Source organism: Actinomycetota bacterium (assembly GCA_013152275.1).
In the GTDB taxonomy this organism is placed as follows: Bacteria; Actinomycetota; Acidimicrobiia; order Spongiisociales; family UBA4744; genus BMS3Bbin01.
The window spans coordinates 12,566-27,892 of the sequence record JAADGS010000081.1; the positions used below are offsets into that span (position 1 = coordinate 12,566).

General features: G+C 63.4%; 14 protein-coding genes. 7 read left to right on the forward strand and 7 right to left on the reverse strand.

Annotation, left to right across the window (positions count from 1 at the left end):
• Positions 1-4: 4 nt before the first annotated feature.
• From GXP34_12955 to GXP34_12965, 3 genes are all read right to left on the reverse strand, one after another.
• On the reverse strand, positions 5-817 hold the full coding sequence (locus tag GXP34_12955; GenBank protein ID NOY56875.1) for a hypothetical protein: 813 nt from the start codon (positions 815-817) through the stop codon (positions 5-7).
• A 6-nt stretch (positions 818-823) separates the two neighbouring features.
• Positions 824-1,225, reverse strand: coding sequence for an Rrf2 family transcriptional regulator (locus tag GXP34_12960; protein NOY56876.1), 402 nt, complete (start codon positions 1,223-1,225; stop codon positions 824-826).
• Positions 1,226-1,500: 275 nt separating this feature from the next.
• On the reverse strand, positions 1,501-3,831 hold the full coding sequence (locus GXP34_12965; protein NOY56877.1) for a hypothetical protein: 2,331 nt from the start codon (positions 3,829-3,831) through the stop codon (positions 1,501-1,503).
• 442 nt (positions 3,832-4,273) lie between these two features.
• On the opposite strand from GXP34_12965, the gene GXP34_12970 reads away from it, so the two are divergent.
• The 6 genes from GXP34_12970 (at position 4,274) to GXP34_12995 (ending at position 10,673) form a co-directional block, all read left to right on the forward strand.
• Complete coding sequence (locus GXP34_12970; protein ID NOY56878.1) at positions 4,274-4,756, forward strand: hypothetical protein; 483 nt, start codon at positions 4,274-4,276, stop codon at positions 4,754-4,756.
• 34 nt (positions 4,757-4,790) lie between these two features.
• The gene (locus GXP34_12975; protein ID NOY56879.1) at positions 4,791-5,150 is read left to right on the forward strand and encodes a hypothetical protein; all 360 of its coding nucleotides are present in this window, start codon (positions 4,791-4,793) and stop codon (positions 5,148-5,150) included.
• 113 nt (positions 5,151-5,263) lie between these two features.
• A complete protein-coding gene (locus GXP34_12980; protein ID NOY56880.1) occupies positions 5,264-7,000 on the forward strand; it encodes an aldehyde dehydrogenase in 1,737 nt (578 codons plus the stop codon).
• A 103-nt stretch (positions 7,001-7,103) separates the two neighbouring features.
• On the forward strand, positions 7,104-8,168 hold the full coding sequence (locus GXP34_12985; GenBank protein ID NOY56881.1) for a glycosyltransferase family 4 protein: 1,065 nt from the start codon (positions 7,104-7,106) through the stop codon (positions 8,166-8,168).
• Positions 8,161-8,733, forward strand: coding sequence for a septum formation inhibitor Maf (locus GXP34_12990; protein NOY56882.1), 573 nt, complete (start codon positions 8,161-8,163; stop codon positions 8,731-8,733). The genes GXP34_12985 and GXP34_12990 overlap by 8 nt, the downstream gene beginning before the upstream one ends.
• Positions 8,734-8,993: 260 nt before the next feature.
• On the forward strand, positions 8,994-10,673 hold the full coding sequence (locus GXP34_12995; protein NOY56883.1) for a GMC family oxidoreductase: 1,680 nt from the start codon (positions 8,994-8,996) through the stop codon (positions 10,671-10,673).
• Positions 10,674-10,714: 41 nt separating this feature from the next.
• Here GXP34_12995 and GXP34_13000 read toward each other — a convergent pair whose 3' ends face one another.
• The 3 genes from GXP34_13000 to GXP34_13010 all read right to left on the reverse strand — a co-directional run bounded on the left by GXP34_13000 (position 10,715) and on the right by GXP34_13010 (position 13,623).
• A complete protein-coding gene (locus tag GXP34_13000; protein NOY56884.1) occupies positions 10,715-12,334 on the reverse strand; it encodes a long-chain fatty acid--CoA ligase in 1,620 nt (539 codons plus the stop codon).
• A 90-nt stretch (positions 12,335-12,424) separates the two neighbouring features.
• Positions 12,425-13,225, reverse strand: a complete 801-nt coding sequence (locus tag GXP34_13005) for a tetratricopeptide repeat protein (GenBank protein ID NOY56885.1) — start codon at positions 13,223-13,225, stop codon at positions 12,425-12,427.
• On the reverse strand, positions 13,222-13,623 hold the full coding sequence (locus GXP34_13010) for a cytochrome c-type biogenesis protein CcmH (protein ID NOY56886.1): 402 nt from the start codon (positions 13,621-13,623) through the stop codon (positions 13,222-13,224). The genes GXP34_13005 and GXP34_13010 overlap by 4 nt, the downstream gene beginning before the upstream one ends.
• A 91-nt stretch (positions 13,624-13,714) precedes the next feature.
• Here GXP34_13010 and GXP34_13015 point away from each other — a divergent pair, with 91 nt between their 5' ends.
• Positions 13,715-14,710, forward strand: a complete 996-nt coding sequence (locus GXP34_13015; GenBank protein ID NOY56887.1) for a hypothetical protein — start codon at positions 13,715-13,717, stop codon at positions 14,708-14,710.
• On the opposite strand, the gene GXP34_13020 is transcribed toward GXP34_13015, so the two are convergent.
• A complete protein-coding gene (locus GXP34_13020; protein NOY56888.1) occupies positions 14,663-15,289 on the reverse strand; it encodes a pyridoxamine 5'-phosphate oxidase family protein in 627 nt (208 codons plus the stop codon). The two genes, GXP34_13015 and GXP34_13020, sit on opposite strands and share 48 nt — an antisense overlap.
• Positions 15,290-15,327 lie beyond the last annotated feature (38 nt).

A 15,327-nucleotide genomic window follows, 5' to 3' on the forward strand; every position in this document is an offset into this window, starting at 1 on the left:
CCACCTACTTGTCGGTCTGGGGGTGGCGAGGCCGGTCGGCCTCCAGATTCTCTTCCCCGGTCGTGTGGCAGCGTACGCAGGTGGCGGGTTGGTGACAGGAAAAACAGGTGTTGTTGGCGGAAGTCTGGACGACGCTCGGGTGGGTCGCCTTCCAGGAGACGTCTGCACCGCCTTGGGGATGGTGGCAGGCGTCGCAATCGTCCCGGGATCTCGATGCTTCCAGCTGATGGCACTTGGCACAGGTTTCTGGTCCCGCCTCGAAGAACGCGAGCGGGTGGGTGCTGGTGGCCCAGTCTGCAGGATGAGGTATCTCGACCCCGTGGCAGGCCGTGCAGAATTGTGTCGTGTCGTGGCAGAGCGTGCAGCTCTCCGCGTTCGCCTGAAGGCCCACTCCGTGTTCGGTCGCCCATCGGTCCGCATGGCTGCGCGGAGACGGGATGAACGAGAGGCTATGGCATAAGGTGCAGCGGCCGGGGGCGAAGGCGGCGGGCGTCTGACCATGACACGCGAAGCAGCGATCCATGGAGGGAGTGACCCCATGGTCGGCAGGGTCGTGGCACTGGGAGCAGTTGGCATTCGAAACCGCGAAATGCGCCTTGTGGGTGAACGTGGGGAGAGGGGCGACGTCGCCCGCCGTCAGGGATTTGTCGAGGTTCTCGTGGCACTGAGAGCACTCCTTGAAGGCCGGCAGATCTGCGGCGGCCGGAGGGCTCGTCGAGGTTGGTGAAGCCGTCTCCACCTGCTGGCGCTGAAGGAGGAACCATCCTCCAACCGCAGCGAGGAGAATCAACACGGCGACGGTGAGCTTGCGCGCCATCGTCGACTAGGCCTCCATTCCTGTGCTTCCGTCCAGAAGGTCGCCGAAGCTGACATCGAAGGCTTCGATGATCGCACGCTGGGCTCGAGCACATACGGGCTTGAGCGCACAGTCGTCGCTCCGGTCGCAGCTGCACGGATCTCCGACGCAGTAGTTGACCGTGAAAGGGCCTTGGATGGCCTCGATGACTTCGAGGACGGTGATTGAAGCAGGTGAGCGAGCCAGTGTCACACCACCGCCGACACCACGCCGAGTGGTGACGATGCCCGCCCGAGCCAAGGTGGAGACGATCTTGCCGAGAAACGCCGTCGGCACACCTTGTGCCTCCGCGATCTCGCCGGTGCCTGCGTGCCCGCGCCGGGCGATTTCCAAAACGCACCGCAGCGCGTAATCAACCTCGCGGGTCATCACCATGATGAGTCTCCAACCTCTGCATATCAGTCCTGACGGCGTATCGGACATCAGGGAGCCTAGGTCGGCTGCTCCGGACGGAGCAAGACCGAAGGACCCCGATGTGGGATCAACGGACCTTCCATGTCGTTGAACACTCCGTGTGTTCGGGAGCCGGTGACCGGGAACCGGATGGTGGTCATGAGGTTCCGGCCACGAGTATGCCAGGACTCGACCGTGACGGTTCGATGCCGGCCTTCGCCGGCCGGCACACTCTTGGATGGCCGTTGCCTTCAAAAGTTGCTGCTCCCGTGATAGTGGCACTTCGTGCACGCGCCGGGGTTCCGCGAGTGCCTCATGGGGAAGCCACCATGACAGACGAAACAGAAGTTCTGCGCGAAGTCGGACCACGAGACCCATAGCGCGTCGAAGTTGGTGAGCGTTCCGGTCCGTGCACCGTTGGGACTCACCATGTTCTCTTTCAGCATGTAGGCGTTGGAGGAACCGTGGAAGTCATGGCACGCGGTGCAGGCGAGATTGCCGGAGCCGTTGGGACCGTGCCTCGCACTGTTGTTCCAGTTCGCGGCGGTGAACCTGTCGTGCGGACGTCCGTCGGCGTCGGTGGACGCGGTGTCATCGACGAGCCGGATGTCGTACGGAACGGTCGCTCCTGCAGAGATCGGAGCGGTCGTCGTGGGATCGATGTGGCACTTTTCGCAGAACGAGGCGATGTCACCTCGGGTGAGATCGGCCGATCCGGTATCCCAGTTGACGATCCACTTGGTGGTGATGTCGGAGGGATCGACCAGCTTGGACGTCGAGGCGCCATCGTTTTGATCCGCGAGGTGAGGGTTATGGCAGGAGACGCACTCGACCTGACGTGTGCCCCCGTCCTGGTCGGCGGCCGCGATTGGATGGTGGTAGATCCTGATCGGATTCCCATCGGCCGTTGTCGTGTCGTTGACGGCGGCGGCGAATGCGTCATAGGGATTGGTGCCTCCGGACGTGTTCGGCGTGGTGGAGGTGTGACAGGTGAAGCAGGTCTGCTCCTCGTCGGCGATGGTGAGAGCGTTGAAGTCGGATCCATGGGGTTGATGGCACTCGAGGCACTGGATCTCTGCCTTCGCCGGGTCCTTCGCTATCAGCAAACCGTGGGCGCTGGCGTCGAATGGGCTGTAGTCCCATCCCTTCAGACCCGGGTAGGGCGCTCCCGACCCGTGGCACGTGTAGCAGTAGGTGTTGCCGATGGGAGATGCCGTGGGGGAGTAGAGCCATGTGCTGCCGTTCCACACCCGGAGCAACTCGGTCATCTCGGATCGGAGCCTGTGTGGCGTGTGGCAGTCGGTGCAGGTGAGTTCGTAGCCGTCCGTGGCTGTGGGTACGGGATGGTATGACGTCTTCGTGGACGCTCCGATGACGCTCTCTCCGAATGCGGACTTGATGTCGGTCGAAGCACCGGTGCCGTCGTGGCACTGATAGCAGGTTTCTTTCTCGGTGGGCCGGGCGAACAGGTGGATCGGTGCGGAGGCTCCGTGGACGCTGTGGCAGTTCTGGCAGAGATTGGTCGAATCGGAGTATCCCCCATGAGGGTCGGTCACAGACGCCGCTGCATACAGTGACAAGTGGGCCATCTGCACGGTCACGGTGCCGGCGGCCACGTCGACACTGGCGGCGCCGGTGGTGACCCACCGATCCGAGGACCACACTTGGACAACGGTCGTGTCTTCGGGGTATCCGGAGGGCAGCGGGTATTCGGGGGGAATCTCGAAGGCGAGGGCAAGGGTGGCCGGTGCCGACGGGTCGAACCGTGTGCCGGACGGACCGAGTTCGAAGGAACGGGAGACCAGTGTCCGGTTCGTGTTCGCATCGGGCGGGTGGGGGATCTGGCGGATCGTGAACACGGTGTCCGAGTCCACTGCGCCGGCTGGAATGTGGAGGGCCACGGTGCCTGTCGTCGGCACCAGATCACCGCCCTCGGGTCCCACCGTCTGTGCCATGGCGACATTGTCCGACGAGACCACGGATGATGGATTGCTCCGATTGCCGGCAAGATCGATGGCGATGACTCTGTAGGAGTAGATACCCGGCGCCGGAGGCACGTCCCGCAGCTCGGGGACGGCTGTCGTGGAGAGATCGGTCCACGGACCGCGTGCGTCTGCCGACCGCTGAACGAGCCAGGTCACCACGTCGGGGTCGTCGGGTTCAGACCATCTCACCCAGTTGTCCCGTGCGGCCGTGGCGGACACGTCCTGCGGGGATGCCGGCGGCCCGTCGTCGTTCCCCTGACGCTGTGATACCACACGGACGGTGAAGACCTTCTCGTAGTCGGGAGCGCTGACCGAGAGTTGGTAACGGCCCGCCGGTACCTCGGCCCCCGTTGCGGTGCGTCCTCTCCACGTGAACGCATAGTTGCCCTCGACCGTATGGACCCATTGGAAGACGGGGGTTCCGCCCTCGGCTCGCACGGCAAACGTCACCGGCATCGCGGCCTGCGTCCGTACACGGACGGTTGCCCAATCGTGACTCGGAGCGACCACCGTGGTGTTGCGCGCGGACACCGTCGGGACGGTTCCAGGAGCCGTGACCATGGCTGTGGCAACAAGAGCGATAGCCAGGTAGAACATAGGGCCCAGAACTCCAGACCATTTTGGTCGCATATGCACGGAAACCCCTCGGCTTGCTGGCCGCGGGCAGTGTACCTGCACGGTGTTCTCGCTGCCACCCTCCGTGTTGACGCCCCCCCTGCGAAGAGGCTATATTTGCACCATAAGAGGACACCATTCCATGGGGTTATTTTGGAGTGAAAAAGTCGGATTTACGAAGAGGTAGGGTCCGAGAAGGGATTTGGGGTATGCTGCCGACAGGCGGTATGCCACCGAGAGACGGGAGGCCATTGTGAGAGGGAAGTGGAGAATCTGGCTGCTGGCATGTCTGGGAGCCGTATTCATCCTTGCGCTTGGATCAGCCGCTTCGGCACAGCCGGAGCAAGCCGACCCAGTCGGAACCAACGTGGCGCCTCACGGGGGGTACTCGTCGTTGACCAACCAATGTCTGCAGTGCCACGATGTGCATGACGCTGCCGGACAGTATGCCTTGATGGAAAAGGCGAGCGTCAGCGCAGTGTGCAACACGTGTCACGCGCCCGGCAGCACGACCGCGCCGACCGGTGGTCCGGGCGGCGGTATCACGGGGACCGTGTCCTCGCGAGCGGTGTACACGGAAACGGGTGGCAGCGAACACACCCCGGGTGTGAATAACATCGATGGCAATACGTTGACCCAGTCTGCATGGTCCTATCCCGGGCCGCCGACTGGTAACTCGGGGGTTGCCGCAGGCATCGGAACGACGAGCGACACCGACGGTGGTCTCTACTGTGCGTCGTGTCACACGCCGCACGGTACGTTTGGCCAGGTCGTGAACGACTGGACGAAGGCGGCCGATGAAGGCACGTCGATCTCGGTCGACAACGGCGGGGCACCGCTGATTTGGACCACCAAGTGGCTCGACTACGACGAGAGATGCGTGGGCGTTCTGCGCCAACTCGGGTGACGTCATCACGGCAACCGGCGGCAACGAGTCCTGCATGAGCGCAGGCACCAGCGGTTCGTCGTGGGCGACGGTGCTGGATGCCGCAGGCGTGACCAAGTCACTGTTTGCGTACAACCTGCTGTCTGCCGGTCCGAACCATCAGTACTCCCCGGGACAGGCGACATTCAGGACCGTGAACGAAGGTACCGACGTATATGACTGGTGTGCGACTTGCCATACGAGCAAGGTAGATACGGCGCACAACCACTACACGACGTGCTACGCGTGTCACGGGAATCCGAGCAACGATGTGAATTCGGACGACTTCCCGCATACGAGCACCGCCGACACCTTGTTGAAGGAGTATCCGGACGGGTTGTGTCTGAACTGTCATACATCGGGCAGCTTGCCATAGCCGACCCGGACTGAACAGACGAGAAGAGAACGTGGGGCGGGAGGTTTCCCGCCCCACGTTTCGCGTCGTCATCCCGGTTGGAGCCCGACAGGGAGTCCATGGGTGTCGGTAGGATGAGCGGGGGTCGGCTCAGTCGAGGAGGATTCGTGGATACGGTGGTCATCGATGGGGCGCTCGGGGTTCTGGCGGAGAACAAGCAGCGGTGGGCCCGGCTGCCGGTGCGAGAGAAGATCGGCTATCTCGACACGCTGCGACTTCGGACCAATGACGCGGCGGCGGACTGGGTGGCGGCCGCGCTGACCGCCAAAGGGCTGAGCCCCACATCACCGCTCGCCGGCGAGGAGTGGATGTCCGGTCCGTATGCGCTTCTCGGATGGTTGAATGCGGCTCTCACGACCCTGAGGGCCGTGGAGAGGGGCGGAGACCCTCTCGAAGGCCTCAAGGTGTGGGCGAGGCCCGATGGCCAGGTCGTGGTGCGTGTCTATCCGACCGATCTGTGGGAACGTCTGCTACTCAACGCGTACGCGGCCGATGTCTGGATGGATCCGTCGGTAACCCTCGACTCTCTGCCCGACACCGTGGCTGCGTTCTATCGGGAGTCAGATCCGGAAGGTGCAGTGTCGTTGATCCTCGGAGCCGGGAACATCGCATCGATTCCGCCGCTCGACCTCGTCTACAAGCTCTTCGCGCAGGGTCACGTCGGGATCGTCAAGACCAACCCTGTGAACGAATACCTCGTTCCCATCTTCGAGCGGATCTTTGCGCCGCTCATCGATGAAGGCTTCACACGGTTCGTGCGTGGAGGAGCGCCCGAAGGTGCCTATCTGACCGGCCACGAGCTCGTCGACGACATTCATATCACCGGCAGTGCGCGAACCCACGACGCCATCGTGTTCGGTTCCGGTGCCGAAGGCGCACGACGCAAGGCAGAGCGTCGGCCATTGCTCACCAAACCGGTCACATCCGAGCTGGGTGGTGTCAGCCCGACGATCGTGGTTCCCGGTCCGTGGACAGAAGCAGATATCGGCTTTCAGGCGGAACATCTCGCATCTCAAAAGCTGCACAACGATGGGTACAACTGCATCGCCTCTCAGGTGCTGGTGCTGCCGAGCGGGTGGTCTGGAACCGACAAGCTCATCGGCGCGTTGCGGAGCACTCTGGCCCAGGTCGAAGAGAGGCCCGCGTACTACCCCGGATCCGACGAGCGTCAGAACGCCGCGATCTCGCATTATCCGGCCGCCGAGCGGCTCGGGGCGGGAGCCGCCAGGACGCTGATCGTCGGAGTGGATCCAGGCGATGCGGGAGCGTACTGCTTCAACGAGGAGTTCTTTGCTCCCGTCTACGCGACGACGATGCTCCCGGAATCGGATCCGGACGACTTCCTGAGAGCCGCAGTCGAGTTCTCCAACGAGACGCTGATTGGAACCCTGGGGGCCAACATTCTCATTCATCCGAAAACGGCCAAAGATCTCGGACCCCGGCTGGAGTCCGCCATCGCGGACCTTCGCTACGGCACCGTCGCCGTCAACACGTGGACGGGAGTCGGATTCCTGATGGGAAGGGCTCCGTGGGGAGCGTACCCGGGAGCAACGATCGACGATGTGCAGAGCGGCATCGGATTCGTCCACAACGCGCTCCTGTTCGACAAGCCTCAGAAGACCGTGGTCGGTGGCCCGTTCCAGCCATTCCCAAGGGCCATCACGCAGGGCCAATTCCACATTGCACCCCGTCCGCCGTGGTTCGTCACGAGCAAGACCGCACACATCGTCGGAGAACGACTCACACGCTACGCCGCCGACGGAAAGCTCTGGCGGTTGCCGGGGATCTTCAGCGCTGCACTGAGAGGCTGAGCCGTCTGCGGATCCAGGAAGGTCCTGAGTCCCCGACTCGTACCGAGAGCGAAGCGTGCTCCACTCGTTCAGCGGCGCGCCGGTTCCCATTAGCCTGTCGGTGATGCGTGTTCTCGTCGTCAGCAACGATTATCCACCGGCGCCAGGCGGTATCCAACGGTATGTCGGCGACCTGCTGCGGCACGTTCCGTGGGACGTGCACGTAGCCGCACCGTTTCATCCGGAGGCTTGCTCCGACCCTCGGGTTTCTCGCTACGACCGGGCTCTGACACCGACACGAAGGGCCGCAACGTGGATCGCCGGGCGGGCTCGCGAGCACCGGTGTGACATGGTGTTGTACGCGGCGCTTCCACTTGCCCTGCTCGGGCCGAGCGTTGCCGAGCAGACCGGGATGCCATACGCGCTGTTTCTGCATGGAGCCGAGATCACCGTCCCTGCAGCGGTGCCAGGGCTTCGGAGGCGCTATGCGAGCACGCTGGGGGGTGCCGCTGCACGATTCGCGGTGAGTCGCTACACGAAGCGGAGAGTGGAAGAGCGATTCCACGTACCCGTCGTCTGGGCGGGTGCGGGAGTGGATATCGACGTCTTCTTGCCCGGACCCGTCGAGCACGAAGGCTTTGTGGTCGGATGCGTGGGGAGATTCGTGCGGCGAAAGGGCCATGCCGACGTCCTGCGAGCAGTCTCCTCGCTGCGAGCGCAAGGACTACCGGCACGATCGATGATGGTCGGCTGGGGACCGAGAGAGAAACGGCTACGGCGCATCGCTCGCCGATCTCGGGTCCCGACCGAATTCATGGTCGGAATCTCGCGAGCGGCGCTCGCCGACGCCTATCGGAGAATGGACGTCTTTGCAATGCCGGCCCGCTCGCGTTGGGCAGGCCTCGAAGTGGAAGGTCTCGGACTCGTCTACCTGGAGGCGGCGGCAAGTGGACTTCCCGTCATCGCCGGTCGCAGCGGAGGAGCACCCGAGACCGTGGACGATGGGCGAACCGGCTTCGTCGTGGCGGACGAGCCACAGCTGATGTCGGCTCTGCGAACGCTCCAGGAGGATCCCGATCTTGCAGCTCGCATGGGTTCCGCCGGCCGTGCCAGGGTGGCCGAGCTGTTCACATGGCCCGCAGTGGTGGCCCGCGTCGATGCACAGCTACCGAAGGCACCGGATGCATGAGACCTTCGTGCTCGCGTCGGGGTCGCCGCGGCGACACGAGTTGCTCGCGCTGGCCCGTGTCCCGCACATCGTGGATGTACCTGAGATCGATGAGACTGCGTTGCCTGGTGAGTTGCCCGACATCTATGTCGCTCGTCTCGCCCGAGCCAAGGCCGGTGCCGTGGCTGCTCGCCATCCCGAGTGCTGGACGATCGGCGCGGACACGGTGGTCGTTGTCGACGGCCATATCGTCGGCAAGCCACGTGACATCGTCGAGGCCGAGGAGATGCTCGAGACGTTGGCCGGGAGACGACACGAGGTGATCACGGCCGTGGCGCTCGTTCACGGTTCCGAGATCAAGGAGCGATCGAGTACCACCTCCGTGTGGATGAGGCCCTTCGATCGGGAAATCGTCCGCTCCTATCTGGCCACCGGCGAGCCGATGGACAAAGCCGGTGCCTACGCAGTCCAGGGCGTCGGAGCCCTTCTGGTCGATCGTGTCGACGGAGACTTCTTCACGGTCATGGGGCTTCCCCTCGATGCGGTGATCGAGATGCTGAGATCCGTCGGGTTCGGGGCCGTGTGAACGCATCGAGGCAGGATCGGGCAGACCGCGTCGGGGAGCGCTCGAAGATGACCTCGGGGGTCTTGGGCGGAGGCGGTCCCGATGGGCACACCTCGATGGGCCTACCGATCGGCTCGTGGTGTTCTCCGGCCCCTTGGATCCGATGACGAGAGCCGTCACGCCGGCTCCGTGGTCCTGCGGCACCGCTGGTCGAGGCACGAGGTACCTGGAGTCCCGACCGGTGAGGCTCTGGCGGTTCCGAGGGGGTACTATCGGGTCCAGTGAGTTTTGACTACGACGTATTGGTGATCGGTTCCGGGTTCGGCGGCAGCGTGAGCGCTCTTCGGTTGACGGAGAAGGGCTATCGGGTCGGCGTTCTCGAGGCGGGGAGACGCTGGGATGAGACGACCTTGCCGAAATCGAGTTGGAACCTGCGTCGCTTTGTCTGGTTCCCACGTCTGGGGATGAAGGGAATCCAGCGTATCACGCTCCTCAGGGACGTCATGGCGCTCTCCGGTGCGGGTGTCGGCGGGGGCTCACTGGTGTGGGCCAATGTCTCCTATGAGCCACACAAGGAGGCTTTCTCCGACCCGCAATGGGACGGGATCACCGACTGGAAGCAGGAGCTCGCTCCCTTCTACGACCAGGCACGGCGCATGCTCGGCGTGCAGACCAACCCGGTCGAGACGCCTGCAGACCTGGTCATACAGGAGGTCGCCCGGAGACTCGGCGTCGAAGATACCTACGAGCCGACCCCGGTGGCGGTGTACTTCGGCGAGAGCGGCATTACCGTGCCCGACCCCATCTTCGGCGGTGTTGGCCCCGATCGAACCGGGTGCATTCTGTGCGGAGGCTGCATGACAGGGTGCCGTCACAACGCAAAGAATCGTCTCGACAAGACGTATCTCTATCTCGCAGAACGAAACGGGGCGCAGATCCACCCTGAGCATCAGGTCGTCGACGTCGTGCCGCTCGACGCCGGCGGATACCGGGTCGTGACCGAGCGTCCGGGAGCCTGGCTGCGACGCCGGCGCCGTGCATACACGGCAGAGCAGGTCGTGTTCTCCGCCGGAGCACTGGGAACTGCCCGGCTGCTGCTCAAGCTTCGTGACGAAGGACACCTCGAACGGCTGTCATCGCGCCTGGGTCGACAGCTGCGTACCAATTCGGAAGCTCTGGTCGGTGCCTCTGCCCGTACGGTCGACGTGGACTATTCGAAAGGCGTGGCGATCAGTTCGTCGTTCCAACCGGACGCACACACGCACATCGAGCCTGTCCGCTATGAGAAGGGCAGTAACGCCATGGGGCTGCTGTCGGCGATGATGGTCGACGGTGGGGGGCGGGTGCCGCGTTGGCTGCGTTTCCTCGGGTCGGCCGTCTTGCACCCGATCCGACTGCTTCGTTCGTTGTCCGTTCGCCACTGGTCGGAGCGGACGATCATCCTGCTCGTCATGCAGAGCTTCGACAACAGCCTGCGGCTACGTCGTGGGCGATTCGGCCGTCTCACGACCGATCAGGAGAGCGGAAAACCGAACCCGACGTTCATTCCGGTGGCGAACGAGGCGGCCCGGATCGCGGCCGACGTGATGGGCGGTGATCCAGGCAGCAGCATCAACGAGGTGCTCTTGGATATCCCGTTGACGGCACACGCGATCGGTGGAGCCTGCATCGGGGCCACTCCGGAGCGTGGCGTCATCGACCCGTACCAGCGGGTGTTCGGCCACGATGGGCTGCACATCGTGGACGGCGCTGCGATCACGGCGAATCTGGGTGTCAACCCTTCGCTGACGATTACGGCGATGAGCGAACGAGCGATGTCGTTCTGGCCGAACCGCGGAGAGGAGGATCCCCGGCCCGCCGTGGGGGATCCCTACGAGCGGTTGGAGCCGGTCGCTCCGCGTGATCCGAGTGTTCCGCACGACGCACCGGCCGCCCTCTTCTATTCCCAACCGTTCTCGTGACGCTCAAAGGGAATTAACCGCATCAAGCGTCACGAGAACGGTCAGTCTTCGAGTACGACATCCGAGTAGCGGGCCCGCACGCTTCGCTTGTCGAACTTTCCGGTCCCCGTCTTCGGCAGTTCCTCCACGAAATCGATCCTGTCCGGGACCCACCACTTCGCGACCTTGGTGTGCAGAAACTCGGTGAGTTCTTTCGCATCGACCTCGGCTCCCGGACGTTTGACGACGACAGCGAGTGGCCGCTCTTGCCAGCGGACATGACGCACACCGACGACGGCGGCTTCAGAGACCGCCGGATGCGCCATGAGGGCACGTTCCAGATCGAGTGACGAGATCCATTCCCCGCCCGACTTGATCACATCCTTGGCGCGATCGGTGATACGAATGTATCCCTCGGGCTCGATCTTGCACACGTCGCCCGTCCGAAGCCATCCGTCCTCGAATGACTCCTCACTCCTCGGATCGCGAATGTACTCGGCGGCGATCCACGGTCCTCGGATGAGAAGCTCGCCGAATGCCTTGCCATCGTGGGGGAGTGATGTCCCCTCGTCGTCGACGATCTTGGCCTGCAATCCGGGAACGAGCATCCCGGCGGTCTCCAGAAAGTCGAGCTGGCGTTCGAAGTCCCAATCTTCCATCCCCGGCTTGAGCTGTGACACCGAGGCGATCGGATTGGTCTCGGTCATTCCCCAACCTTGCACGATGGTGATTCCCCTGGCCTCGTGAAACCACTTGATCATTGCCCTGGGAACGGCAGAGCCGCCGACGATGAATGCTCGGATGCTCGAGGTGTCGGCCTCCGGGTGTTCCATCAGGTATTGCTGGATGCCGACCCAGACCGTGGGGACACCGGCGGAGAAGGTGACCTTCTCGTTTTCGAAGAGCGACACGATGCCTTTGGGCGAGAGATCGGGCCCGGGGTAGGTGATCTTGGAGCCGCACATGACCGCCTGGTACGGGTACCCCCATGCCGCCGCATGGAACATCGGGACGACCGGAAGGATGTTGTCATCGGCTCCGACGGGATAGTTGGCGACGTTGGAGATCGTATGCAGGTAGGTGGACCGCTGCGTGTAGGCGACACCTTTCGGATTCCCCGTCGTGCCCGACGAGTAGCAGTACATCATGGGGGAGCGCTCATCGAGAATCGGCCACATACCCCACGGCTCTGCGTCCGCGATCAGGTCTTCATACGCGATCGCGTTCGGAAGGGATGTGTCGCCGACGGAATCGCCCATGATGATGTAGTGCTCGATCTTGTCGAGGTGCTCGGCGAAACGCTCGACGAGAGGCACGAGGTTCGGGTCGACGAAGATCACCCTGTCGCCACCGTGACCGACGATGAACGCGAGCTGTTCCGGGAACAGGCGAATGTTGAGCGTATGCGCCACCCGACCGGTATTGGCGGTTGCCCAATAGAGCTCATGGTGACGCTGATTGTTCCAGGCGAACGTTCCCGCGACATCCCCGACTCCGAGGCCGAGTGTGGTCGCGAGTGCAGTTGCGAGCTTGCGGATCCTCAGATCCGTTTCCGCGTACGTGTGTCGCCGAATCGAGAGGTCGGCTTCTACGGAGACGATCTGCTGGTCCGGGAACAGCGCTACGGAATGGTCGTAGAGCGTTGAAAGAAGGAGCGGAAAATCGTCCATCATGTGCGGCATGGAGCCCTCCTGCATCGTCGACCTTTCGACGCTAGTACTCCAGCACGTTCTGGGACTCGCGAACCGGGTTCTTTTTGAGAAACCGACCGATCAGTTTCCGACTTGCCCCTTGGCGTCCTTGAGAGCCGACTCGATGTCGGTGCGGAGCTGCGGCGGAAGGCTCGGCTCGGTCAGAACCTTTTCGAGCAGGGGGATTGCCGACTCGGGGTCTTCGAGCCCGTAGAGATCGACGATACCCAGGAACAAGGTGGCTTCGAGGTTGTCCGGTTCCTTTTGTAGCGCCTCGTCCAGATACTTCACGGCGGCCTCGTTCTGGCCCGTGACATAGGCGAGCCACCCGACTCGGCCGAGCGTGTGGCTCGCCTCCTCGTCCGTCGGATTCTGATCCAACACCGTGAGATAGTGATCGAGGGCGTTCGAGAAGTCGTTGGCTTCGAAGTACCGGTCGGCCAGCGCGATCCGCATCTGGATGACATCGGGGTTGGCCGCCACGGCGGCCTCCATCTGCTCGATCTCCGAGTTGCCGGAATTGGTCAGGGGCGCTGCGCCGGAAATCGGTGGCGCCGTTTGCGCCGAGGAGATGACGAGCACCAACACCACGGTGAATGCTGCGACGAGGATCCCCGATCCGATGAGAATGCGTTTGGTGGATCGACCCTGCACCGGCGCTTCGACAGGGGCCTCTTCCTCAACGCTCGGTTCTGTCGGAAGTTCGTCCAGCTGCGCCTGCGCCTCCGCGAGGTCCTGCTCGTAGCGGGCGCGCAGGTCCTGGGCGGTCGCCTCGTCGATCTCGCCCGCGTCGACCTGCTCCGCGAGCTCCTGGATGTCTCGGGCGATGAGATCGCGACGTTCGGTCAGACGCGCTCTGATCTCGCCGGAACGGGAAGTCATGACGTTCCTCCCCGGTGGGAACGCATCTTCGACAGGATGAGGGCTACGCCTGCGATGAGCGCGACGCCCGGCAGCAGCCAGACGAGCAGAGTCTTCCCCGAGAAGGGTGGATCAACAAGGATCGCCGTATTGTAACGATCCTCGAAGTACTGGATGATCTGATCGTCGGTCCATCCGGCCGCAACCTTCTCGCGAGTGATCGCCATCATCGTCTGGGCGGTCTCGGAGGGTGACTCGGCGATCGTAACCCCCTGGCAGACGGGACACTTGATGCGCTGACCGAGACTGTTGACACGATCTTCGGGTGTCGCGTCGCCGGCGATCAGACCTGCAACGACGATCCCTGCGAGCACCAACGTGATGACGCCTGCGATGATCTGTCTTGTGCGGCCGGACATGGACGCTCCACACTCGGAGGAAACAGCAAGGATACCAGAGGCTGGGTGAATGGATTCTGGGAGTGGCGGCCAAGGGTCTACGCTGCGCGATGTGGATCGCCCGTTCGACATCGTTCTGTTGCTGGCCCTTCCTGCGTCCGGCAAGTCCGAGATTCGCCGCTACCTGGCGTCGCTGCCGCCCGAGGTTGCCCGCTCGGATTTCAACCTCGGGCCCACGATTCAGATCGATGACTACCCGTACGTGCATCTCATGCGGCGGATCTCGCAAGAGCAGGTTCGGCTCGGCTCGACACCCGCGTTCTTTGCCGACGATGCCGAGCCGTTTCTCGACGATCGGGATTGGGGGACCCTCACGGTGCTTCTCGACGAGGATTATCACGCGCTCGGGCGAGAGACGCCGGAGCGCATTCAGGATCCTGCACGATGGCTCCTCGATCGCCTCGATCGTGCCCGGGCAGCGGCAGGGGCGCCTGTCCCTTTCGCCGGTCTCGCCTCGCGAGCAGCGCTCGAGACTGCCATCGCGAAGGACGCGGCGGAACTCGTCGAAGGGCTCCCGTCCGGGCCTCTCGAGGGGGGTGAGACGGTCGTCATGGAGTTTGCCCGGGGCGGACCTCGCGGGTCGGCCCTGCCCCTTCCGCCGCCCTTCGGATATCGTTATGCCCTATCGATGTTGTCGCCGGAGATACTCTCTCGGGCGGTGATTCTCTACGTGTGGGTCAGTCCGGAGGAGAGCCGGCGCAAGAACCGGGAACGCGCACGTCCGGGTGCCGACGGTTCGATCCTGCACCACGGAGTCCCGGAGGCGGTGATGGAGGCGGAGTATGGCGTCGATGACATGGCGTGGCTGCTCGAGTCATCGGACGTTCCTGGCACGGTCACGGTGCATGCGCACGGCCGCGTCTTTCACCTTCCCGCCACGCGGTTCGACAACCGTGTGGACCGAACCTCATTCTTGCGCGCCGACCCGGCGGAATGGCCCTCAAACGAGATTCGGACCGTGCATGAAGAGTTGCAGCGAGCGTTTCGCTCGTTGCGGGAATCACGCAAGACGGTGGACGAACTCGGCGACGTGAGTGGGGATTGCTAGCCGGGGATTCGAGGATTCAGGAGGATCCGCAGTTATCCGGGTCGGGATGACACCCGTCCACACCGGCCATGCTTCCACCGACGTCGGTGGTCCCGAACGGGCTTTCAGAGATGCTTCGTTGAGCGGAATCGAAACGACCGCGGTCGCGCCCACTTCTTGGTCGGTCATCGGACGCAGATGAGGGAGCCGTCCGGGAATGAGGTGTTCGACGATAGCGTCGAGTGCAGCTCGCTTCTCCTGCGGATCGGTGACCTTGGTGGCCTTTCCGAACACGACCACCGACCGGTAGTTGAGCGAGTGATGGAACGCAGAGGGTTCGAGCACCAGACCGTCGAGCAAGGCCACCGAAATGGACACGTCGACACCGGATTGCAGGGCTTTCATCATTCGGCTCGCCGGCGATCCGTGGAGGTACAGCCGGTCGTCGACACGCGCGTATGTCGAAGGGATCACCACAGGTCCATCGTCGATAAAGCCCACGTGACAGATCATCGCCTCGTCCAGGAGTGCTGTGATGTCGGCGGGGTCGAAGGTTCCGCGTTCCGGATGACGCTGAAAGGTTGTGCGGTCGGTAGACATGCGCCGGAGCTTAGGAGCCCGCCGAGCAATGCATGGCA

What these genes read in the sequence shown, in the direction of transcription:
- GXP34_12955 (NOY56875.1), bottom strand. Translation starts at nt 817, where the DNA reads ATGGCGCGCAAGCTCACCGTCGCCGTGTTGATTCTCCTCGCTGCGGTT.
- GXP34_12965 (NOY56877.1), bottom strand. Translation starts at nt 3,831, where the DNA reads ATGTTCTACCTGGCTATCGCTCTTGTTGCCACAGCCATGGTCACGGCT.
- GXP34_12975 (NOY56879.1), top strand. Translation starts at nt 4,791, where the DNA reads ATGAGCGCAGGCACCAGCGGTTCGTCGTGGGCGACGGTGCTGGATGCC.
- GXP34_13010 (NOY56886.1), bottom strand. Translation starts at nt 13,623, where the DNA reads ATGTCCGGCCGCACAAGACAGATCATCGCAGGCGTCATCACGTTGGTG.
- GXP34_13020 (NOY56888.1), bottom strand. Translation starts at nt 15,289, where the DNA reads ATGTCTACCGACCGCACAACCTTTCAGCGTCATCCGGAACGCGGAACC.
- GXP34_12990 (NOY56882.1), top strand. Translation starts at nt 8,161, where the DNA reads ATGCATGAGACCTTCGTGCTCGCGTCGGGGTCGCCGCGGCGACACGAG.
- GXP34_13000 (NOY56884.1), bottom strand. Translation starts at nt 12,334, where the DNA reads ATGCCGCACATGATGGACGATTTTCCGCTCCTTCTTTCAACGCTCTAC.
- GXP34_13005 (NOY56885.1), bottom strand. Translation starts at nt 13,225, where the DNA reads ATGACTTCCCGTTCCGGCGAGATCAGAGCGCGTCTGACCGAACGTCGC.
- GXP34_12985 (NOY56881.1), top strand. Translation starts at nt 7,104, where the DNA reads ATGCGTGTTCTCGTCGTCAGCAACGATTATCCACCGGCGCCAGGCGGT.
- GXP34_12960 (NOY56876.1), bottom strand. Translation starts at nt 1,225, where the DNA reads ATGACCCGCGAGGTTGATTACGCGCTGCGGTGCGTTTTGGAAATCGCC.
- GXP34_12980 (NOY56880.1), top strand. Translation starts at nt 5,264, where the DNA reads ATGAGCGGGGGTCGGCTCAGTCGAGGAGGATTCGTGGATACGGTGGTC.